Source organism: Subtercola boreus (assembly GCF_003399635.1).
Lineage (GTDB): Bacteria > Actinomycetota > Actinomycetes > Actinomycetales > Microbacteriaceae > Subtercola > Subtercola boreus_B.
This window is the reverse complement of record NZ_NBXB01000027.1, coordinates 78,843-99,013: the sequence shown is the minus strand read 5'-3', so window position 1 is coordinate 99,013 and position 20,171 is coordinate 78,843. Positions and strand designations below refer to the sequence as shown.

Annotated in this window: 21 protein-coding genes; 8 read left to right on the top strand and 13 right to left on the bottom strand. The window is 65.8% G+C overall.

All coding sequences use genetic code 11. The features are described from left to right. Positions 1-78 precede the first annotated feature (78 nt). The 6 genes from pgl to tkt form a co-directional block, all read right to left on the bottom strand. A complete protein-coding gene (gene pgl, locus B7R22_RS08315; RefSeq protein WP_116411301.1) occupies positions 79-849 on the bottom strand; it encodes a 6-phosphogluconolactonase in 771 nt (256 codons plus the stop codon). A gap of 22 nt (positions 850-871) precedes the next feature. Beyond that, the gene (locus B7R22_RS08310) at positions 872-1,846 is read right to left on the bottom strand and encodes a glucose-6-phosphate dehydrogenase assembly protein OpcA (RefSeq protein ID WP_116411300.1); all 975 of its coding nucleotides are present in this window, start codon (positions 1,844-1,846) and stop codon (positions 872-874) included. Further along, positions 1,843-3,384: a glucose-6-phosphate dehydrogenase gene (gene zwf / locus B7R22_RS08305; protein WP_116411299.1), complete on the bottom strand. Its 1,542-nt coding sequence runs from the start codon at positions 3,382-3,384 to the stop codon at positions 1,843-1,845. Before zwf ends, B7R22_RS08310 begins: the two co-directional genes overlap by 4 nt. A gap of 93 nt (positions 3,385-3,477) precedes the next feature. Next, complete coding sequence (locus B7R22_RS08300) at positions 3,478-5,094, bottom strand: glucose-6-phosphate isomerase (RefSeq protein WP_116411298.1); 1,617 nt, start codon at positions 5,092-5,094, stop codon at positions 3,478-3,480. After that, positions 5,091-6,212 carry a transaldolase gene (tal, locus tag B7R22_RS08295; protein WP_116411297.1) on the bottom strand — a complete coding sequence of 374 codons (1,122 nt, stop codon included), beginning with the start codon at positions 6,210-6,212 and terminating at the stop codon, positions 5,091-5,093. The genes B7R22_RS08300 and tal overlap by 4 nt, the downstream gene beginning before the upstream one ends. A 41-nt stretch (positions 6,213-6,253) precedes the next feature. Then, positions 6,254-8,350 (bottom strand): transketolase, encoded by a 2,097-nt coding sequence (tkt, locus tag B7R22_RS08290; RefSeq protein WP_116411296.1) that lies wholly within the window; start codon positions 8,348-8,350, stop codon positions 6,254-6,256. A 181-nt stretch (positions 8,351-8,531) separates the two neighbouring features. On the opposite strand from tkt, the gene B7R22_RS08285 reads away from it, so the two are divergent. Continuing rightward, a complete protein-coding gene (locus B7R22_RS08285; protein WP_116411295.1) occupies positions 8,532-9,467 on the top strand; it encodes a heme o synthase in 936 nt (311 codons plus the stop codon). A 30-nt stretch (positions 9,468-9,497) separates the two neighbouring features. On the opposite strand, the gene B7R22_RS08280 is transcribed toward B7R22_RS08285, so the two are convergent. The 3 genes from B7R22_RS08280 to B7R22_RS08275 form a co-directional block, all read right to left on the bottom strand. Further along, positions 9,498-9,740, bottom strand: coding sequence for a hypothetical protein (locus B7R22_RS08280; RefSeq protein ID WP_147305343.1), 243 nt, complete (start codon positions 9,738-9,740; stop codon positions 9,498-9,500). A gap of 162 nt (positions 9,741-9,902) precedes the next feature. Next, complete coding sequence (locus tag B7R22_RS18795) at positions 9,903-10,091, bottom strand: hypothetical protein (RefSeq protein WP_147305342.1); 189 nt, start codon at positions 10,089-10,091, stop codon at positions 9,903-9,905. A gap of 23 nt (positions 10,092-10,114) precedes the next feature. Further along, entirely contained in the window at positions 10,115-11,062 is a 948-nt protein-coding gene (locus tag B7R22_RS08275; protein WP_116411293.1) for a COX15/CtaA family protein, read from the bottom strand. Positions 11,063-11,265: 203 nt separating this feature from the next. Between B7R22_RS08275 and sufB the strand changes: the two genes are divergently transcribed. The 6 genes from sufB to B7R22_RS08245 all read left to right on the top strand — a co-directional run bounded on the left by sufB (position 11,266) and on the right by B7R22_RS08245 (position 17,217). Then, a complete protein-coding gene (sufB, locus tag B7R22_RS08270; protein WP_104243711.1) occupies positions 11,266-12,684 on the top strand; it encodes a Fe-S cluster assembly protein SufB in 1,419 nt (472 codons plus the stop codon). A gap of 98 nt (positions 12,685-12,782) precedes the next feature. After that, the gene (sufD, locus tag B7R22_RS08265) at positions 12,783-13,940 is read left to right on the top strand and encodes a Fe-S cluster assembly protein SufD (RefSeq protein ID WP_116411292.1); all 1,158 of its coding nucleotides are present in this window, start codon (positions 12,783-12,785) and stop codon (positions 13,938-13,940) included. Next, positions 13,940-14,269 (top strand): non-heme iron oxygenase ferredoxin subunit, encoded by a 330-nt coding sequence (locus B7R22_RS08260; RefSeq protein ID WP_116411291.1) that lies wholly within the window; start codon positions 13,940-13,942, stop codon positions 14,267-14,269. Before sufD ends, B7R22_RS08260 begins: the two co-directional genes overlap by 1 nt. Before the next feature lie 2 nt (positions 14,270-14,271). Next, positions 14,272-15,108: a Fe-S cluster assembly ATPase SufC gene (gene sufC / locus B7R22_RS08255; protein WP_116411290.1), complete on the top strand. Its 837-nt coding sequence runs from the start codon at positions 14,272-14,274 to the stop codon at positions 15,106-15,108. Between the two features lie 19 nt (positions 15,109-15,127). Further along, positions 15,128-15,457 carry a metal-sulfur cluster assembly factor gene (locus B7R22_RS08250; RefSeq protein ID WP_116283002.1) on the top strand — a complete coding sequence of 110 codons (330 nt, stop codon included), beginning with the start codon at positions 15,128-15,130 and terminating at the stop codon, positions 15,455-15,457. 161 nt (positions 15,458-15,618) lie between these two features. After that, positions 15,619-17,217: an ABC-F family ATP-binding cassette domain-containing protein gene (locus B7R22_RS08245; protein ID WP_116283001.1), complete on the top strand. Its 1,599-nt coding sequence runs from the start codon at positions 15,619-15,621 to the stop codon at positions 17,215-17,217. On the opposite strand, the gene B7R22_RS08240 is transcribed toward B7R22_RS08245, so the two are convergent. The 4 genes from B7R22_RS08240 to B7R22_RS08225 form a co-directional block, all read right to left on the bottom strand. Continuing rightward, positions 17,214-18,041, bottom strand: coding sequence for a hypothetical protein (locus B7R22_RS08240; RefSeq protein WP_147305341.1), 828 nt, complete (start codon positions 18,039-18,041; stop codon positions 17,214-17,216). The two genes, B7R22_RS08245 and B7R22_RS08240, sit on opposite strands and share 4 nt — an antisense overlap. A 14-nt stretch (positions 18,042-18,055) precedes the next feature. Then, complete coding sequence (locus B7R22_RS08235; RefSeq protein WP_116411288.1) at positions 18,056-18,625, bottom strand: RNA polymerase sigma factor; 570 nt, start codon at positions 18,623-18,625, stop codon at positions 18,056-18,058. Between the two features lie 118 nt (positions 18,626-18,743). Beyond that, positions 18,744-19,016 carry a hypothetical protein gene (locus B7R22_RS08230; RefSeq protein WP_116411287.1) on the bottom strand — a complete coding sequence of 91 codons (273 nt, stop codon included), beginning with the start codon at positions 19,014-19,016 and terminating at the stop codon, positions 18,744-18,746. Beyond that, positions 19,013-19,330 (bottom strand): DUF3099 domain-containing protein, encoded by a 318-nt coding sequence (locus B7R22_RS08225; protein WP_116411286.1) that lies wholly within the window; start codon positions 19,328-19,330, stop codon positions 19,013-19,015. The genes B7R22_RS08230 and B7R22_RS08225 overlap by 4 nt, the downstream gene beginning before the upstream one ends. A 111-nt stretch (positions 19,331-19,441) precedes the next feature. Between B7R22_RS08225 and fabG the strand changes: the two genes are divergently transcribed. Continuing rightward, complete coding sequence (gene fabG / locus B7R22_RS08220) at positions 19,442-20,152, top strand: 3-oxoacyl-ACP reductase FabG (RefSeq protein ID WP_116411285.1); 711 nt, start codon at positions 19,442-19,444, stop codon at positions 20,150-20,152. Positions 20,153-20,171 lie beyond the last annotated feature (19 nt).

Genomic DNA, 20,171 nt, shown 5'->3' with positions numbered 1-20,171 from the left:
CACCACGCATGAAGAAGGGCCGGAGAGGTGATCTCCGGCCCTTCTTCGTTGTGCCCGTGGCTCCGTAGAAGTGCCGGCTCAGTAGGAGGGAGCGATGAGGTTCTCGGGAACCTCGGCGGCCGCATCCTGGTCGACGAAGAAGACGGTGCGCTTGCGACCTTCCGCACCTGCGGCCGGCACCTCTTCGATCGAAGCGCCCGCGAGGGCGAGGCCCAGAGGAGACGCCTTGTCGGAGCCCGCCATGACCAGCCAGATCCGGTCGGCGGACTGGATGACCGGAAGAGTCAGGCTCAGCCGAAGAGGCGGCGGCTTGGGGGAGTTCAGCACCGGGATGACGGTCTTCTCGGTCTCGGTGATACCCGGGAGCCCGGGGAAGAGCGAGGCGATGTGACCGTCGGGGCCGACCCCGAGGAACATGATGTCGAAGCGCGGGTACCGCTCGCCATCCGGAGCCGCAGCCTCGAGTTCGGAAGCGTACGACGCCGCAGCCTCGTCGATGTCGGGGATCTCGTCGGACGAGGCGAAGGCGTGGACCTTCGCCTCGTCTACGGGAACGTGGTCGAGCAGCGCCTCACGGGCCTGGCCGTCGTTCCGGTCGGCACTTCCCGCTTCGACGAACCGCTCGTCACCCCACCAGAAGCTGATGCGCTTCCAGTCGACGTTGTTCTGGGCCGGAGAATTGCGGATCGCGGCCAGGACGGCCGTGTTCACACTCCCACCGCTCAGCACCACGTGGGCTTCGTCGTTCTCGTCGAGAATGTCGATGATCTTCGTGATGAAGCGGGCGGCAACCGCCCCGGCCAGAGAATCCCTGTCGGGGTGCACCAGTACGCGGCGATCGGTTGTCATAGATTTCAGCCCCAGTAGGTACTCATGAACGGCTTGTGAGGCCGACGTCTGTCGATTCGAACAACTCGGCAAGACCCACCGAGATCACTTCACCATACAGGTCGTCGGGATCGAGCCTGCGCAGCTCTTCGGCGAGACAGTCCCGGAGGTTCCGGCGAGGCAGAGCGAGGTCATGTGTGGGCTGGTTCGGCTGAATCAACGTGGCGACGTTCGGAATCTCGCGCACAAGCTCGATGACGCCGGACTCGCGGACGAGCTTGACGCTGTGGATGCCGCTCGAGCCGTTGGCGCGCTTTGTGAGCCCGTAGGTCACCGGCACTTCGAGCTGGTGACCGAGCCAGGCAGCGAGCAGCAGCGTCGACGGGGAGTCGGACGCACCCTGCACCTCGACGGAGAGAACCGGCTCGAAGGGCGGCTGGTCGAGAACCGCGGCGAGCTGGGCCCGCCAGAGCGTGAGGCGGGTCCACGCGAAGTCGGTGTCACCGGGCGCATACGTCTCGGAGAGCCGGATCAGGGACTCGACCGGGTTCGGGTGGTTCGAGGCGTCCGTGATGCGACGCTGCGCGATGCGCCCAAGGCTCGACGTCGACGCCTTGTCGGGCGACTCGCCGGGCCACCAGACGACGACGGGAGCGTCGGGCAGGAGGAGGCCCGTGACGAGCCCCTCCTCGTCGGATGCTGCAGCGCCGTAGGCCTTCAGCAGCACGACCTCACTCGCGCCGGCGTCTCCGCCCACGCGGATCTGAGCGTCGAGCCGGGCACCGCGCCCGCTCCGGGCGGCGTCGATGTCGGTGTCGGTCGAGACCACGATCACCCGCATCGGATGCTCGCGTGAGGCGTCGTTGGCGGCCTCGATGGCCTCCTCCTCGTGTCCGAGGCTGGTGCGGATGACCAGTGTCAGAACCCGGCCGAGGGCGACAGCGCCGCCCTCCTCGCGGATCTTGACGAGTGCCTTCGAGATCTTGCTGGTATTGGTGTCAGGAAAGTCGACGATCACGGGCGTCTCCAGGTTCTTCCGTCGCGGGCTAGTAGTTCATCTGCCGAATCAGGGCCCCAGGTACCGGGCCGGTACTGGTCGGGCTGGCCCTGCGTTGCCCAGTACTCCTCGATCGGGTCGAGGATCTTCCACGACAGCTCCACCTCCTGATGGCGCGGGAAGAGGGGCGGGTCGCCGAGCAGCACATCGAGGATGAGTCGCTCGTACGCCTCGGGGGAGGCCTCGGTGAAGGCGTGCCCGTAGCCGAAGTCCATCGTCACGTCGCGAACCTGCACGCCTGCACCGGGAACCTTCGATCCGAACCGGATAGTCACACCCTCGTCGGGCTGCACACGGATCACCAACGCATTCGACCCGAGCTCAGACGTCTGGCTCTCGGCGAACAGGTGCTGGGGGGCGCGCTTGAACACGACCGCGATCTCGGTGACACGGCGGCCGAGGCGCTTGCCCGCTCGCAGGTAGAACGGCACGCCATCCCACCGGCGGGTCGCGATGTCTATGCGCACAGCGGCATATGTCTCGGTTGTCGACTCGGGGTTCATTCCGTCTTCCTCGAGGAAGCCGGGGACGTATTCGCCGCCCTGCCAACCACTGGAGTACTGGCCGCGTGCGGTCGAGTGGGAGAGGTCCTTCGGTAGCTTCACGGCCGCGAGCACCTTCTCCTTCTCGGCGCGGAGGTCTGCGGCGTTGAACGAGATCGGCTCTTCCATCGCGGTGAGTGCCATCAGCTGGAGCAGGTGGTTCTGGATGACGTCGCGGGCGGCACCGATTCCGTCGTAGTATCCGGCGCGACCGCCCACTCCGATGTCCTCGGCCATGGTGATCTGCACGTGGTCGACGTAATTGCCGTTCCAGATGGGCTCGTAGAGCTGGTTGGCGAAACGGAGGGCCAGGATGTTCTGCACCGTCTCCTTGCCGAGGTAGTGGTCGATGCGGAAGACGTCATCCGGTGCGAACACGGACTCGACGACATCGTTCAGTTCGCGGGCCGTCTTCAGGTCGCTGCCGAACGGCTTCTCGATGACGACGCGGCGCCATTGGCCGGGCTGCGGGCGGGCGAGGCCCGAACGACGGAGCTGCTCGGTGACCAGCGGGAACGCCTTGGGCGGGATCGACAGGTAGAACGCGTGGTTTCCCATCGTTCCGCGGGTCGCATCGAGCTCGTCGATGACCTCCTTGAGGTGCTCGAACGCCGAGTCGTCGTCGAATTCACCCGACACGAACCGGATGCCCTCCGAGAGCTGGCGCCAGACATCCTCATCGAACGGCGTGCGGGCGTACTCCTTGACGGAGTCGTGCACGACCCGCTCGAAGTCCTGGTCCTCCCAGTCACGGCGCGCAAAACCGACAAGCGAGAAGCCGGGCGGGAGGAGACCTCTGCTGGCGAGGTCGTAGACCGCCGGCATGAGTTTCTTCCGTGACAGGTCGCCTGTCACACCGAAGATCACCAGGGCGCTCGGCCCCGCGATCCGGTTCAGACGGCGATCCGTCGAAAGCCTCAGCGGATTGAAATCCGGTGTGATCTCTACCGGTGGCATCGTGCTCCTTGCGTGTGCTGTGGTGTGATGGGAGGGGGCGAAGGCCCGGCACCCTGGGGTCGCGCCGGGCCGGGTTGCCTGGCTGGGGAGGGTCTATCCGACGGCGTCGAACAGGTGCGAGACGCCCGCTGCCGGAGAAGTCAGGTTCAGACGGAGGACCGGTCGACCGAGCTGCTCGAGCACATTCGCATCACCCGCCGCCTGGGCCTGGATGAGCTGGCCGAACGTGAACGGCCGATCGGGCACGGCGAGGTCTTCCGCGGCGTTCTCCGTGATCTGGAGGAACGCGCCGATCAGAGGCCCACCCTTCTGGAACTGGCCGGTCGAATGCAGGAAACGCGGGCCCCAGCCGAACGTGACCGGGCGATCGATCTTCGCCGCCACGGCGTCTCGGAGCTCGGCCAGACGGGGGAGGGACAGCCGGTCGACATAGGCCTGGATGGCCACATAGCCGTCGGCCGGCGTCTCGGCGAGCAGACCGGCGAGTGCGGCCGCGACGGTGTCGACGCCCGCGATCACCGAGGCCGTGCCCCGTACTTCGATGCCCGCGTCGACGAAGGCCGGAGCCTTCGGCATGGGCTGGGCATCCAGCAGCCCTCGGGTCGCGACCTTCGCCGATTCGACATCGGGCTGGTCGAACGGGTTGATCCCGAGCAGCCTTCCGGCGACGGCGACGGCGTACTCCCACGTCAGCAGCAGTCCGCCGAGCGAACCGCTGACGAGGATCTCACCGTCATGACGGTGCCCTCTCGTGGGAATGAGGTGGAACTGGTCGGCATCCTTCACCAGGCGGACGATCTGGAGATCATCCAGACCCTCCTTCAGCTCTGGAGACGCGGGGTCGAGCACGACGGGCAGAAGCCCCGTGCCGATCTTGCCTGTCGATTCAGCGATCAGCTGCTCCGCCCAGTCCGCGAAACCGACGATATGGGTGCCGTCGGAGACGATCCCCAGCTTGTTCTTCAGAGGCGACGTGCCCGCGATCGCCGCACCGAGGATGAGCCCCGGGTTGTCGGCGTCGTCGGTCGCGAGATAGAGCTCGATCGCCTCTGCCTCGTCGAGCAGCTCGGAGATGTCGGCACCCGCGAGGCCCGACGGCACGAGCCCGAAGGCGGTGAGCGCCGAGTAGCGGCCTCCTACGTTCGGGTCGGCCGTGAACACGCGGTAGCCCGCCTCCCGCGCCGACGCCTCGAGCGGCGAGCCCGGGTCGGTCACGACGACGATGCGCCCCGCCGGGTCGATCCCCGCGTCGCGGAAGGCCTTCTCGTACACCCGTCGCTGGCTGTCGGTCTCGACAGTCGAACCGGACTTCGACGAGACGACCAGTGCGGTCGCGTCGAGCCGGTCCCGAAGGGCCGCCCCGACCTGGGTCGGAGCGGTGGAGTCGAGAACGGTCAACTCGACGCCCGCTGTGCGGGTGATGACCTCCGGCGCGAGGGACGAACCCCCCATGCCGGCGAGCACGATGTGGTCGATGCCCTGTACGAGGAGGTCGTTCCGCAGCGCTTCGATCTCGGCGACCAGCGGACGGGAGACCGAGACGGCCTCCGTCCAACCGAGCCGCTTGGATGCCTCGGCCTCCGCCTCGGGGCCCCAGAGTGCCGGGTCGAGACCCGTGATGCTCGAGGCGACGAGGTCGTCGACCAGCTGGGGAACATGGAAGTCGACCGCTACGGCCGCCGGTCCACTGACGTGGATCCGTACGCTCACTTCGCGGCGTCCAGCGCCGTCTGGACGGTCTCGAGCAGTTCGTTCCACGACACGATGAACTTCTCGACACCCTCCTTCTCGAGGAGCTCGGTGACCTCGGCGTACGAGATCCCCTGGGCGGCGATGGCGTCGAGCACCTTGTTCGCGGCTGCGTAGCTGCCGGCGATGGTGTTGCCCGCGACGACGCCGTGGTCGAAGGTCGCGTCGAGCGTCTTCTCGGGCATGGTGTTGACGACCTCGGGTGCGGCGAGTTCCACCACGTAGGTGGTGTCGAGCACGTCGGGGTCCTTCACACCGGTGGAGGCCCACAGCGGGCGCTGCTTGTTAGCGCCGGCTTCGAGCAGCACCTTCGCGCGCTCGGTCGAGAACGCCTGCTCGTAGACCTCGTAGGCGAGCTGGGCGTTCGCGACGCCCGCCTTGCTCTTCAATGCGAGGGCGTCGTCGGTGCCGATAGCCACGAGGCGCTTGTCGATCTCGGTGTCGACGCGCGACACGAAGAAGGAGGCGACCGAGTGCAGCTTCGAGAGGTCGAGGCCCGCGGCCTGGGCCTTCTCGAGCCCCGCGAGGTACGCGTTGATGACGTCGCGGTAGCGCTCGAGGCTGAAGATCAGCGTCACGTTCACGCTGATGCCGGCCGCGATCGTCGCGGTGATCGCTTCGAGACCCTCGATCGTCGCGGGGATCTTGATGAGCACGTTCTCTTTGTCGACCTTGTCGAACAGCTCTCTCGCCTGCTTGATCGTCGCCGCGGCGTCGTTCGCGAAACCGGGCTCGACCTCGATCGAAACGCGGCCGTCGAAACCATTCGTCGAGTCGTAGACGGGTCTGAAGATGTCGCAGCCCTGCGCGACGTCGCTCGTGGTGATCTCGAACACGGCGTCGGTGACATTCGTGCCCTTCGCCGCGAGCTCGCGGACCTGTTCGTCATACGCCTCGCCCTTGGCCAGGGCCGAAGCGAAGATCGAGGGGTTGGTGGTCACGCCGACGACGTTCTTCTCAGCGATGAGCTTCTGCAGGTTGTCGGTCTTCAGACGCTCACGCGAGAGGTCGTCGAGCCAGATGCTGACACCGACAGCGGAGAGCTGGGCGGTGGGAGTGGATGTCTGTGTATCAGTCATGCTTGTGATCTCCTTGAAACGGGTAGGGGTGAGAAAACGGACTACTTGAGGCCGGCGAGCGAGACCTTCGCGGCCTCGATTGCTGCGCCGGTGGTCATCCCGAACTCGCGGAACAGGGTCTTGTAGTCGGCCGATGCTCCGAAGTGCTCGATCGAGACGCTCTTGCCGGCGTCGCCGACGTAGCCGCGCCAAGTGAGAGCGAGGCCGGCCTCGATCGAAACGCGCGCCTTGACCGCCGCGGGCAGAACCGACTCGCGGTACTCGGCGCTCTGCTCCTCGAACCACTCGAGGCACGGGGCCGAAACGACGCGGGCGTTGATCCCGTCGGCCTTCAAGAGTTCGCGCGCCTCGACGGCGATCTGAACTTCTGAACCGGTCGCGATGAAGATCACGTCGGGGGTGCCGTTCGGCGCCTCGGCGAGGATGTACGCACCCTGGGCGGTGTACTTCGCTGAAGCGAACGTCTCACCGGACGCCTCGCCCTCGCCACGCTCGTACACAGGAATGTTCTGGCGGGTCAGCGCGAGGCCGGCCGGGCCCTGACGACGCTCGAGGATGGTCTTCCACGCGTAGGCGACCTCATTCGCATCCCCGGGGCGGACGACATCCAGACCCGGGATCGCGCGAAGCGTCGAGAGCTGCTCGATCGGCTGGTGGGTGGGGCCGTCTTCACCGAGCGCCACGGAGTCGTGGGTCCAGACGTAGATCGCCGGCGACTTCATCAGGGCGGCGAGACGCACCGCGGGGCGCATGTAGTCGGAGAAGATCAGGAAGGTTCCGCCGAACGGGCGGGTGTTGCCGTGCAGCACGATGCCGTTCAGGATCGAGCCCATGGCGTGCTCGCGGATGCCGAAGTGCAGCACACGGCCGTACTTGTTGCCCGTCCACTCGTGGGTGGAGTGCTCGGCGGGAACGAAGGACGCGCCCGACTCGATGGTCGTGTTGTTCGACTCGGCGAGGTCGGCGGAGCCGCCCCAGAACTCGGGCATGATCTCGGCGATGGCGTTGATGACCTTGCCGGACGAGGCACGGGTCGACACCTCCTTGCCCGCTTCGAACACGGGGAGGGCTGCTTCGAGACCCTCGGGCACCTCGCCGGACAGGACGCGATCGAGCAGTACCTTCTTCTCGGGGTTGGCCTCGGCCCAGGCGTTGAAGCCGACCTGCCACTCCTCGTGGGCTGCGGTTCCGCGGGTGAGCGCTTCGCGGGTGTGGCTGAGGACCTCGTCGGAGACGGCGAAGGTCTCCCCGGGGTTGAAGCCGAGCACCTCCTTGAGCCCCGCGAGTTCGTCTGCGCCGAGAGCCGATCCGTGGATCTTGCCGGTGTTCTGCTTCTTGGGGCTCGGGAACCCGATGATGGTCTTCAGAATGATCAGGCTGGGCTTGGAGGTCTCGGCCTTGGCCGCCTCGATCGCTTCGCTCAGGGCCTGGACGTCTTCGATGTAGACGCCGGTCTTCTTCCAGTCGACGACCTGCACGTGCCAGTGCAACGCCTCGAAACGGGCGTGCACGTCTTCGGTGAAGGCGATGTTGGTGTCGTCCTCGATCGAGATCTGGTTCGAGTCGTAGAACGCGATCAGGTTTCCGAGCTGCTGGTGGCCGGCGAGCGAGGATGCCTCGTTGGTGACGCCCTCCTCCATGTCGCCGTCGCCGGCGATGGTGTACACGAAGTGGTCGAACGGGCTGGTGCCCGGTGCGGCATCCGGATCGAACAGGCCGCGCTCGAAGCGCGAGGCGTAGGCGAAGCCGACAGCGGAGGCAAGGCCCTGGCCGAGCGGACCCGTGGTGATCTCGACGCCGTCGGTGTGACCGTACTCGGGGTGACCCGGCGTCAGCGAACCCCAGGTGCGGAGCTTCTTCAGGTCGTCGAGCTCGAGGCCGTAGCCTCCCAGATAGAGCTGGATGTAGAGCGTCAGCGAGCTGTGGCCCACCGAGAGGATGAACCGGTCGCGGCCGATCCACTCATTGTCGTTGGGGTCGCGGCGCATCTCCTTCTGGAACAGGAGGTAGGCGAGCGGCGCAAGGCTGATGGCGGTACCCGGATGACCGTTCCCGACCTTCTCGACGGCGTCAGCAGCGAGAACCTTCGCTGTACTAACGGCCTTGTCGTCAATTGAATCCCACTGCAGTGATGCCACGAGGTTTAGAGCCCTTCTTCGGTTGCCGACGCGGTAGGACCCCGGACACCATTGAGCCGCAGGTGATTCCCACCTCGTATCCAGTATAGAGATTCGGTGGGTGCCGCCGCCCGCCCGTGCCGACTTCTACATGCCGTAAACTATGCTGGGTGACTGTATGTCGAACGCAGTTAGAGGAGCAATGGACGTTGCTGTAGAAGGCCGAGTGGAGCGCCCGCGTGTTTCCGTGGCGCAGAAGGCCAAGGCATACGTCGCCCTGACGAAACCGCGGGTCATGGAGCTTCTGCTCGTGACGACCGCGCCGGTGATGATCCTGGCGCAGGGCGGGATCCCGAATCTCTGGCTGGTGGTCGCCACGCTCATCGGAGGTGCACTCAGCGCCGGCGGTGCGGGTGCCTTCAACTGCTACGTCGACCGCGACATCGACCGGGTCATGAACCGCACCCAGGGCCGGCCGCTCGTCACGGGCGAGCTGACCGACCGCCAGGCCCTCGTCTTCGCCTGGGTTCTGGCGATCGTCTCCACCCTGTGGTTCGGACTGCTCGTCAACTGGTTCGCCGCTCTTCTGTCGGTCATCGCGATCTTCCTCTACGCGGTGGTCTACACGATCATCCTGAAGCGCCACACCTCGCAGAACATCATCTGGGGCGGCACGGCGGGCTGCATGCCGGTTCTGATCGGCTGGGCGGCTGTCACCGACTCGCTCGACTGGCCCGCATGGATCCTGTTCGGGGTGATCTTCCTCTGGACGCCGCCGCACTACTGGCCCCTGTCGATGCGCTACCGCGAGGACTACAAGTCGGTCGGCGTACCGATGCTCGCTGTGATCCGCGGACAGTCGGTCGTCGGGCTGCAGACGATCCTGTACGCCTGGGCCACCGTCGCGTGCTCGCTGCTGCTCATTCCGGTCGCGTCGATGGGCATTGTGTACACGGTGGCGGCTCTCGCCTCGGGCGGCTGGTTCATCTACGAGACGCACCGCCTCTACAGCACGGCCATCCGCCACGGTTCGGTGAAGCCCATGCGTGTCTTCCACGCCTCGATCACCTACCTCACGATCCTCTTCCTCGCGATCGCGATCGACCCCCTGGTGCGCATCTTCCCCTTCACGTTCTAGCCCTGTCCTCGCACGGTCGGCCCTGCGGCGTCAGCCGAGAAGTCGCAGGTCGAGGTCTTCGTCGGGGTCCGCAGGATCCCAGGCGATCGTCTCACGGGCCGTGCGCAACAAGAGGGTGACTTCCTCCGAGCCGAGCAGGGCCGATGGTGCGAGCTCGATGCTCAGCACCCGGCAACCGGGATCCGACCCGAGAAAATCGACGCCGCGCGGGCTCGGTCGCCAGCGATATGTCGTGCCATCGACCTCGACGAACCGCCAGTCGGGGCGGGTCAAGGACCAAACCGGTACGGTGATGATTCTCTGCCTGACCGCCCAGAGAGAGGTGACGTTGTCCACGACAAGACGTCGCCAATCTCGGAATCTTCGTGAATACGACATTTGTTCACTATATTGCACACGCGCTGGATCCTGAATGGGCTCTGCCGCAGGGATGGATCACCGCATCAGCGGGGCTACGCCGGACGACTTGCTGTCGACGATGATTCTCAGCCGAAACGTCGCGCCTCGCACGGCCGAACCCCAGCCGTTCCGCCATCCCGGCAGGGGCGACGGGTAGCTCACCCGGTCACGCCCGCGGAGCGAAGAAGGACGCTGGCAGCCCTGCTGCGACGTGATAACGACCATGCCCTGACGGTTACCTGACAAACTCAGTCTGCCAGGACAGCAGTCTTGGTGAGCCGATCGGAAGCGGGGAGGGGGGTTGGGCGGCGTTCCGCCAGGAGGGTCGCAGTCATCGCGGCGACGAGGCTCGCTGCGAGCACCATGTGCACGATGACCAGAGCGGGCGGCAGGCCGAGGCGGGACTGGGTGAGGCCCACCACGATCTGGGCCAGTTCGACAACCAGCAGCGTCGCGACGAAGCGGCGGGGGAGACCCCGCGCCAGCGCGACGACCACCAGCAGGAGGGTCAGACCGAACAGCACATACGCGGGGTAGCTGTGCAGGTGTTCCATCACGTCGGTGTTCAGGCCGTTGCGCGGCGTCGCGGCGTCACCCGCGTGCGGGCCGGAGCCTGTGGTCAGGATGCCCAGGGCCACCGCGAGGCCAACGAACACCGCCGCGACGCGGGACACCGCGAGATACCACGCCGGCACCGCAAGAGTCAGGCCGGCGGCACTGCCGCGGGTGCCCGTGTACACCCGGTAGACGAGCATGGTCGTCACCACGATCAACCCGAGCGACACCACGAAGTGCAGCCCGACGATGTAGGGGTTCAGCCCGGTGAGAACCGTGATTCCGCCGATGACGGCCTGCAGCGGGATGGAGAGACCCTGCAGCAGGGTCAGCACGAAGAGGTCACGGCGCGTGCGCCGCATCCGGAGCACAGCGACGAAGACGAGGATCGCGATCACCACGATCACGAAGGTGAGCAGTCTGTTCGCGAATTCGATGATGCCGTGCACGCCCATTTCGGGTGTCGACACGAAGGAGCCGTCGGTGCACTGGGGCCACGTCGGGCAGCCCAGGCCGGAGCCGGTCAGACGGACGGCACCGCCCGTTCCGACGAGCACGATCTGCACGACAAGCGACGCCCAGGCGAGGATGCGCACGCGCCGGTCGACAGACGTGGGGAGCCAGGCTTTCAGGCGATTCACAGAGCAGGTTCCTTCGGGGTGCAGGGGCCGATAGAGTTAGAGGGTCAAGAATCCGCGCCGCAGGCGCAACGGGCTATTCACACGAGGCGGCACCGGAGCCGGAGACACTCGCTTCATTCTAAGTACAGAGCCTCGATGTTCTACGCTTCGTGGAATTCCTTCTGACCTTGACACGTTGTACAAAAAAAGGAAGGGAGAAAGTCATGACAGACGTACTCATCGACCGCCCAGAGCTTCAGAACCTGGGGGTGTACGAGTTCGGGTGGTCCGACTCCGACGCCGCTGGCGCCATTGCCAAGCGGGGCATCTCACCCGAGGTCGTGAAGGGCATCTCCACCCTCAAGAACGAGCCGGAGTGGATGCTGAAGAACCGCCTCAAGGCTCTCGCCCTCTTCGAGAAGAAGCCGATGCCCACCTGGGGTGCCGACCTCTCCGGCATCGACTTCGACAACATCAAGTACTTCGTGCGGTCGACTGAGAAGCAGGCCACCACGTGGGATGACCTTCCCGACGACATCAAGAACACGTACGAGAAACTCGGCATCCCCGAGGCCGAACGCCAGCGCCTCGTCTCCGGTGTCGCAGCCCAGTACGAGTCCGAGGTCGTCTATCACACCATCCGCGAAGACCTCGAGGCCCAGGGCGTCATCTTCATGGACACCGACACAGCCCTCCGCGAGCACCCCGAATTCTTCGACGAGTACTTCGGCACGGTGATTCCCTCTGGCGACAACAAATTCGCCGCCTTGAATTCGGCCGTCTGGTCGGGCGGGTCGTTCGTGTACGTGCCAAAGAACGTGCACGTCGAGATCCCCCTGCAGGCCTATTTCCGCATCAACACCGAGAACATGGGCCAGTTCGAGCGCACGCTGATCATCGCCGACGAGGGCTCGTACGTGCACTACATCGAAGGCTGCACCGCCCCGATCTACAAGAGCGACTCGCTGCACTCGGCCGTCGTCGAGATCATCGTGAAGAAGAACGCCCGCGTTCGGTACACGACGATCCAGAACTGGTCGAACAACGTCTACAACCTGGTCACCAAGCGTGCGATCGCCCACGAGGGCGCGACGATGGAGTGGATCGACGGCAACATCGGTTCCAAGGTCACCATGAAGTACCCGTCGATCTACCTGGTCGGCGAGCACGCCAAGGGTGAGACCCTCTCCGTCGCATTCGCGGGCCCCGGCCAGCACCAGGACGCCGGCGCGAAGATGATCCACATGGCGCCGTACACCCAGTCGTCGATCGTCTCGAAGTCCATCGCCCGCGGCGGCGGTCGTGCGGGCTACCGCGGCGAGGTGCGCGTCGCCGAGAACGCCCACCACTCGGCGAACACCGTGCGCTGCGACGCGCTGCTGGTCGACACCCAGTCGCGAAGCGACACCTACCCCGCGATCGACATCCGGGTGGATGACGTGCAGCTCGGCCACGAGGCCACCGTCTCCCGGGTCAGTGAGGAGCAACTCTTCTACCTGATGAGCCGCGGCCTCCCCGAAGACGAAGCCATGGCGATGATCGTGCGCGGGTTCATCGAGCCCATCGCCCGCGAGCTCCCCATGGAGTACGCGCTCGAACTCAACAAGCTCATCGAGATGGGTATGGAAGGGTCAGTAGGTTAATGACCTCAGTTGCACCTGCTTCTACGACCGCGCCTGAAAGCGAGAGCGTCGCCGGGGCTCCCGCGACTCCCGCATCAGGCGGACACCGCGGCGAGCCCATGGGATCGAGGTCCCACACCGACGGGGCCTGGTCCGAGCGGCCCGTGCAGACGCGCTCAGAGCGGTACGCCTCGGCGAACGTCGGCGACTTCGACGAACCGACCGGCCGCGAGGTCGACTGGAAGCTGACGCCGATCAAGCTGGTGCGCGACCTCATCAACGGTGAACTCGACGGCTCGCCGCTCGAGAGCCAGGTGGCCGTCGCACAGCCCGTCGACGGCTTCTCGCTGGCCTGGATCGACCGCACCGACGAGCGCATCGGATCGGCCGGCCTTCCCGAAGACCGGGCGAGCGCCAATGCGTGGTCGCACTTCGACCAGGCGCTGGCCATCGACATCACCGGCGAGGAGCCGACGGGCGAGTTCATCGTCTCGCGCTCCGGGCTCGGCACGGTGGCCCGTGCAGCGCACACCGTCATCACGGCGGCACCCAACAGCCGCGGCATCCTCGTGCTCGAGAACTCGGGTGACGCCCGGATCGCCGAGAACGTCGAGATCGTCGTCGGGGAGGGTGCCCACGTCACGGTGGTGACGATCCAGGAGTGGAACGACTCAGCTGCGCACCTCGCGAGCCACTTCGCCCAGGTCGGCCGCGATGCGACACTCCGCCACATCGTGGTGTCGCTCGGCGGCGGCGTCGTGCGGGTGAACCCGAGCATCCACCTCTCGTCTCCCGGCAGCAACACGGAGGCCTACGGGCTCTACTTCGCGGATGCCGGGCAGCACCTCGAGCAGCAGGTCTACATCGACCACGAGGCCGAGAACTCGCGCAGCCGCGTGAAATACAAGGGCGCACTGCAGGGCGAGGGTGCGCACTCGGTCTGGATCGGTGACGTGCTCATCCGCCAGAGCGCCGACGGCACCGACAGCTACGAGGAGAACCGCAACCTCGTTCTCTCCGAGGGCACCCGAGCCGACTCCATCCCGAACCTCGAGATCGAGACCGGCAACATCCTCGGGGCCGGCCACGCGTCGTCCACCGGTCGATTCGACGACGAGCAGCTCTTCTACCTGCAGTCGCGCGGCATCAGCGAGGAAGAGGCGCGTCGCTTGGTCGTCCGCGGATTCCTGGCCGAGATCATCCAGCAGATCGGCGCACCCGCTGTCGAAGAACGTCTCACCGGCGCCGTCGAAGCAGAACTGACGGTGACCGTCTGATGGCCGCCATCCGCATCTGCGCTGTCGACGAGCTGAACGAGAACGAAGCCGTGCGTGTCGAGATCGACGGCGTCGCCATTGCCCTCGTCAAGGACTCGTCGGGGGAGTGTTTCGCCATCGGCGACACCTGCACCCACGGCGACATCTCGCTCGCCGAGGGTTTCGTCGAGGACGACACCCTCGAATGCTGGGCGCACGGCTCCAAGTTCTCGCTGCTCACCGGCAAGCCCCTGACCCTCCCGGCCTACGAGCCGGTTCCCGTCTACGAGCTCAGCATCGTCGACGGTGACGTCTATATTGATCCGACCTCTACAAAAGAAATCGAATAGCCATGTCTGTACTCGAAATCCGCGACCTGCACGTCAGCGTCGACACCGAGCAGGGTGCCAAGCAGATCCTGCGCGGCGTCAACCTCACCATCAAGCAGGGCGAGACCCACGCCATCATGGGGCCGAACGGTTCGGGCAAGTCGACGCTCGCCTATGCGATCGCCGGTCATCCGAAGTACCACGTCACCAGCGGCTCCATCGTTCTGGATGGCGAAGACCTCACTGCCGCAACCGTCGATGCCCGCGCCCGCGCCGGTGTGTTCCTGGCGATGCAATACCCGGTCGAGATCCCGGGCGTGACGGTGACGAACTTCCTCCGCACCGCGAAGACCGCCATCGACGGTTCCGCCCCGCCCATCCGCACCTGGGTGAAAGACGTTCGCACGTCGATGGAGAACCTCCGCATGGACAAGGCGTTCGCCGAGCGCAACGTGAACGAGGGCTTCTCAGGCGGCGAGAAGAAGCGCAATGAGATCCTGCAGCTCGAACTGCTGAAGCCGAAGTTCGCCGTTCTCGACGAGACTGACTCGGGCCTCGACGTCGACGCGCTGAAGATCGTGTCCGAGGGTGTGAACCGCGCGAAGGAGAACACCGACCTCGGTGTGCTGCTCATCACGCACTACAACCGCATCCTCCGCTACATCACACCCGACTTCGTTCACGTGTTCGTGGCCGGCCAGGTCGTCGAATCCGGCGGACCCGAGCTCGCCGTGCAGCTCGAGAACGAGGGGTACGACACGTACGTCGCCGCCAGCGCTGCCGCTGCCGAAGCCATCGCCTCGGCCGAAGCTGCGGACGCTGCCGCCGGCGTCGTGGCCTCACCGGCCGTGAACGCCTAGAGCATCGTAGGATTGACACATGGTCACCACTCTTGAACCCGCGAAGTTCGACCAGGTCGAAGAGGCGCTCAAAGACGTCATGGACCCGGAGCTCGGCATCAACGTCGTCGACCTCGGGCTCATCTACGACCTCGGCTGGGACACCGACAACGACGCCCTCATCATCTCGATGACCCTGACGAGCGCCGGCTGCCCACTGACCGACGTTCTCGAAGAGCAGACCGCAGAGGCTCTGGATGGCGTGGTCGACGCGTTCCGCATCAACTGGGTGTGGATGCCGCCGTGGGGCCCCGACAAGATCACCGACGACGGCCGCGACATGATGCGGGCTCTCGGCTTCAGCATCTAACCTTTCGGCCTCGGCGGCGGCAACATCCCGACCACCGTTCTCCGGCACTGTAGCCCCGACCTGATCCACCACGGTCGGGGCTTTTTCCGTTCACGATTTATACTTGACTTTCATCCCCCACCTCTGCCATTTCGGCGAGACATCAGAATTGGACTTCCCCCGTGCTCAGTGTGCATGACCTTGAGCTGCGCGTCGGCGCCCGCGTTCTGATGTCGGATGTGAACTTCCGTGTCTCGGCGGGGGACAAAGTCGGCCTGGTCGGCCGGAACGGTGCGGGTAAGACCACGCTCACCAAGACCCTCGCCGGCGAGTTGAAGCCCGATGGCGGCCGTATCGACTTCTCGGGGCAGATCGGCTACCTGCCGCAGGATCCCCGCTCGGGCAATCCGGAAGACCTGGCGCGCACGCGCATCCTCGACGCCCGTGACCTCGGCCAGATCGTGCTGCAGATGCAGCAGGCACAGCTCGACATGTCCTCGAGCGACCCCAAGGTCGTCGACAAGGCGATGAAGAAGTACGGCAACCTGGATGACCGCTTCAACGCTCTCGGGGGATACTCGGCAGAGGCGGAAGCCGCGTCGATCGCCTCGAACCTGAGCCTGCCCGACCACATCCTCGACCAGCCGCTCTCGACGCTCTCGGGTGGCCAGCGGCGCCGCATCGAGCTGGCGCGCATCCTGTTCTCGGGTGCAGACACGATGCTGCTCGACGAGCCCACGAACCACCTCGATGCCGACTCCGTCGTCTGGCTCCGAGAGTTCCTGAAGAACTTCCAGGGCGGCCTGATCGTGATCAGCCACGATGTGGCCCTCGTCGAGGAGACCGTGAACCGTGTCTTCTACCTCGACGGCAACCGCCAGGTCATCGACACGTACAACATGAACTGGAAGAACTACCTGCGCCAGCGGGCATCCGATGAGGAACGTCGCAAGAAGGAGCGCGTCAACGTCGAGAAGAAGGCCGGCGTGCTGCAGATGCAGGCCGCCCGTTTCGGCGCCAAGGCCTCGAAGGCTGCCGCCGCCCACCAGATGGTGCGCCGTGCCGAGAAGATGCTCTCGGGCCTCGATGAGGTGCGTGAGGTGGAGCGCGTGGCCAAGCTGCGGTTCCCGGATCCCGTCGCGTGCGGCCGCACTCCGCTCATGGCGAGCGACCTCTCGAAGAGCTACGGTTCGCTCGAGATCTTCACCGCCGTCGACCTCGCGATCGACCGCGGCTCGAAGGTGGTCATCCTGGGCTTCAACGGTGCCGGCAAGACCACGCTGCTGCGTATCCTGGCCGGCGTCGACAAGCCCGACACCGGCCAGATCGAGCCCGGCCACGGCCTTCGCATCGGGTACTACGCCCAGGAGCACGAGACCATCGACGTGAAGCGCTCCGTGCTCTCGAACATGGTGTCGTCGTCTCCGAACCTGACCGAGATGGAGGCCAGGCGTGTGCTCGGCTCGTTCCTGTTCACCGGCGACGACGGTCACAAGCTGGCCGGTGTGCTTTCCGGTGGCGAGAAGACGCGTCTCGCCCTCGCGATGATCGTCGTCTCGGGCGCGAACGTGCTGTTGCTCGACGAGCCCACGAACAACCTCGACCCGGCCTCTCGCGAGGAGATCCTGGATGCCCTCGCCAACTACGCCGGCGCCGTGGTACTGGTCTCGCACGACGAGGGCGCGGTCATGGCCCTCAACCCCGAGCGGGTGCTGATCCTCCCCGACGGCGTCGAGGACCACTGGAACAAGGACTACCAGGACCTCATCGAGCTCGCCTAACCGAGCGGCGGTGCCGTATGCGCGGCGCCGTCTCCTGTGGTGAAAGTCGTTGTGGTGGGGAAGTCAGGTTGGCTCGACACACCGTCGAGCGTGGTCGGCCACCAAGCCGCCCAGTGCCCATTGTTCACGGTGGCGTCGACCATTCGGCCGTCGCCCAGCGTCAGCTTCACTGATTCCACGTCATTCCCAGCGCGCCCAGACATCGAGGTGATGATGCCGAACTCCGGTGATGGGCTGTCCATTCGCCCGAGGTCGGTGGTGATCTGGTCGGCGACCGGAGCGGGTTCGAGATGGAGGTCCTCGGCTGGGGCCGTGCTGAGGTATTCAGCGTTGGATATCCACAGGGCATCGTCTTCGGCTATGACGCAGAACGCCGTCTGTCCACCTCCGTCGGCGAACAGCATCGCCCGGAACGCACCGCGTTGTTCGCTGGTCAAAACCGCTTCCTCGGAAGTGTTTCCGTGCTCGCTCGACGCTGTACCGCAAGCGTTGCGGTCTGCAGTGCTCGGGGGAACAGCCACCGGCGTGGAAGTGTAACTGCCGAGCGCCCCTGTGGCCGAGAGTGCGAAGTTCGACACGGGCGCCGGGGCCGGCGCGCCGAGCGAGAGCATCAGTACTGCAGCGACGGCGGCGGCCGACAGGATGCCGGTCGTGCCGAGCACGAGCCGACGGCGGCGATGCTGTCGCGGTAAGGCGTCGTCGAGCACCATCACGAGGAGGAGGAGCTGCTCGCTGAGTCGCTCGTCGTCTGCGCTGAGTGCTGCCTCAGGTGCCGGGTCGAGCGTCTTCAGCTCGGTCGCGAGGATCGGAGTGGTGGGATTCATGAGGGTGTTCCTGTTCATCGGTTCGTCAGTACGAGGTGGGCGTAGGCGGGCTTGGGCGCCTCGTCGAGCAGGGTGGCGAGGCGGCGGCGGGCGCGGGTCAGGCGCATCGAGTAGGTGGCCCGCGAGCATCCGAGGGTCCGGGCCGCCGCCTTCGCATCGAGGTCTTCCCAGGCGTCGAGCGTGAGCACCTCCTGGTCGGCCGCGCTGAGCGTCGTTAATGCGGCGGCGAGGTCGATGCGGCGCTCGATGTCGGCGATATCACCGGTCGCGCCGGCAGTACCAGAACCGGGCCCGATGCCGGCGACGTCGAACGTCTCTGCGAAACCAGCGAGCCGCACCGCGAGGGCCCGCTGGCGCTCACTCGACCGTGAGGAGTTCAGCATCACGTTGCGTGCTGTGTTGTAAAGCCACGGCAGGGGCTCCCGCGGCACGGCGTGCCACTTCGCCCAGGCGATGGTGAACGTCTCGCTGACAATGTCGTCGACGGCGAGCGGATGCGCACGGCGCCGCACGAACCGCAGCACCTCGGCGTAGGTCTGCCGGTACGTGGCAGAGAACGACGCCACACTCGTCTGGGTTGTCATGGGATCTCGATTCGTCGGCTCCGGGTGAGCCTCAGACAGTTACTGTCCGGCGAATCTCATTCTGCAACACGGAGTCGAGAATTTATCGTAAAAATTCTACAGCAAGAGGTGGGGCCCGCTATACTCCGGCGACGGTCAGCGTCGCAGCATCCGGCACCGTACCGAACGGGGTCACCGCGAGCGGGAAGTCGCGGGCCGCCAGGAACTCGCGAAGGAACACGACGTGCTCGTCACACGCCACCCAGACCTTGACTCGGTCTTCCGTGTGGATCTTCGGGTTGCGCCAGCCGATCGCCCAGGCCGCGGCAGTGCGGCAGCCGGCGCGTGAGCACTCTTCGGTACCGGGGGCGCCTCCCAGGGAGCCGCCACCCAGCGCGTCGAGCAGGCTCACTCCGGACGACCGCCGGTCTCTCGGCCGCCCGTGTAGAGCGGCACCTGGCCGAGCGGTACCAGCTGGCCGCCGGGGGCCTGCATGGTGCCGGGGGTGTTGCGGCCAGTGTTGGCGATCACCACGGCGAACCAGGGCAGCACCACAGCGGCGACGCCGAGCACGAGCAGCCACCAGCCCTGCACGAAGAGTAGCCCGGCGAGGCAGAGCAGACGGATGCCCATCGCCAGCGAGTAACGGATCATGCGCGCATGGCGCTCAGCCGCCGGGTTCTGGGGAAGACTCGTGACGGAGAACTGTTGCGAGTCATGCTTCATTGTGCGCCGCCTGTCGGAAGAGAATCATCTAAGACTACGCTTCCCGCGCCTCTCGTAAGCTGGTAGGCGGCCATCCGGCACATCGCTTGACAGAACACAGAAAGACATACGATGACGACACCCAGAACCGTACTGATCACCGGCGGGAACCGAGGAATCGGGTATTCGCTCGCCGAGGAGTTCGTGGCTCAGGGACACCGCGTCGCTGTCACCGCGCGATCGGGTGAGGGCCCGGCCGGTTCGCTCACCGTCCGGGCCGATGTGACGGATGCTGCGACCATCGACACCGCGTTCACGGAGGTCGAGGCGGCACTCGGTCCCGTCGAGGTGGTCGTCGCGAATGCGGGCATGACGCGCGACACACTCCTGCTGCGGATGAGCGAGGAGGACTTCACCGACGTGATCGACACGAACCTCACGGGAGCATTCCGGGTGGTGAAGCGGGCGTCGAAGGGGATGCTCAAGGCGAAGTTCGGGCGCATTATCCTGATCTCGAGCGTTGTGGGGCTCTACGGCTCGGCCGGGCAGGTGAACTACTCGGCGTCGAAGGCGGGCCTCGTCGGTCTCGCCCGGTCGGTGACGCGTGAGCTCGGTTCAAGGGGTATCACGGCGAACGTGGTCGCGCCCGGTTTCATCGAGACCGAGATGACGGCCGAGCTGCCGGATGCGCTGCAGGCTGAATACAAGAAGTCGATCCCGGCGGGCCGCTTCGCTTCGGCCACGGAGGTCGCCCGCGTGGTGGCCTGGCTCGCATCCGACGACGCCGCCTACATCTCGGGCGCGGTCATCCCCGTCGACGGCGGCCTCGGCATGGGCCACTGACGCCCGCTCCTCTGTCTCC

Excerpts from the sequence above, each read along its gene's own strand:
- pgl (WP_116411301.1), bottom strand. The coding sequence starts at position 849 with ATGACAACCGATCGCCGCGTACTGGTGCACCCCGACAGGGATTCTCTG.
- zwf (WP_116411299.1), bottom strand. The coding sequence starts at position 3,384 with ATGCCACCGGTAGAGATCACACCGGATTTCAATCCGCTGAGGCTTTCG.
- tal (WP_116411297.1), bottom strand. The coding sequence starts at position 6,212 with ATGACTGATACACAGACATCCACTCCCACCGCCCAGCTCTCCGCTGTC.
- B7R22_RS08285 (WP_116411295.1), top strand. The coding sequence starts at position 8,532 with ATGGACGTTGCTGTAGAAGGCCGAGTGGAGCGCCCGCGTGTTTCCGTG.
- B7R22_RS18795 (WP_147305342.1), bottom strand. The coding sequence starts at position 10,091 with ATGGTCGTTATCACGTCGCAGCAGGGCTGCCAGCGTCCTTCTTCGCTC.
- sufB (WP_104243711.1), top strand. The coding sequence starts at position 11,266 with ATGACAGACGTACTCATCGACCGCCCAGAGCTTCAGAACCTGGGGGTG.
- sufD (WP_116411292.1), top strand. The coding sequence starts at position 12,783 with ATGGGATCGAGGTCCCACACCGACGGGGCCTGGTCCGAGCGGCCCGTG.
- B7R22_RS08260 (WP_116411291.1), top strand. The coding sequence starts at position 13,940 with ATGGCCGCCATCCGCATCTGCGCTGTCGACGAGCTGAACGAGAACGAA.
- sufC (WP_116411290.1), top strand. The coding sequence starts at position 14,272 with ATGTCTGTACTCGAAATCCGCGACCTGCACGTCAGCGTCGACACCGAG.
- B7R22_RS08250 (WP_116283002.1), top strand. The coding sequence starts at position 15,128 with ATGGTCACCACTCTTGAACCCGCGAAGTTCGACCAGGTCGAAGAGGCG.
- B7R22_RS08240 (WP_147305341.1), bottom strand. The coding sequence starts at position 18,041 with ATGAATCCCACCACTCCGATCCTCGCGACCGAGCTGAAGACGCTCGAC.
- B7R22_RS08235 (WP_116411288.1), bottom strand. The coding sequence starts at position 18,625 with ATGACAACCCAGACGAGTGTGGCGTCGTTCTCTGCCACGTACCGGCAG.
- B7R22_RS08225 (WP_116411286.1), bottom strand. The coding sequence starts at position 19,330 with ATGAAGCATGACTCGCAACAGTTCTCCGTCACGAGTCTTCCCCAGAAC.
- fabG (WP_116411285.1), top strand. The coding sequence starts at position 19,442 with ATGACGACACCCAGAACCGTACTGATCACCGGCGGGAACCGAGGAATC.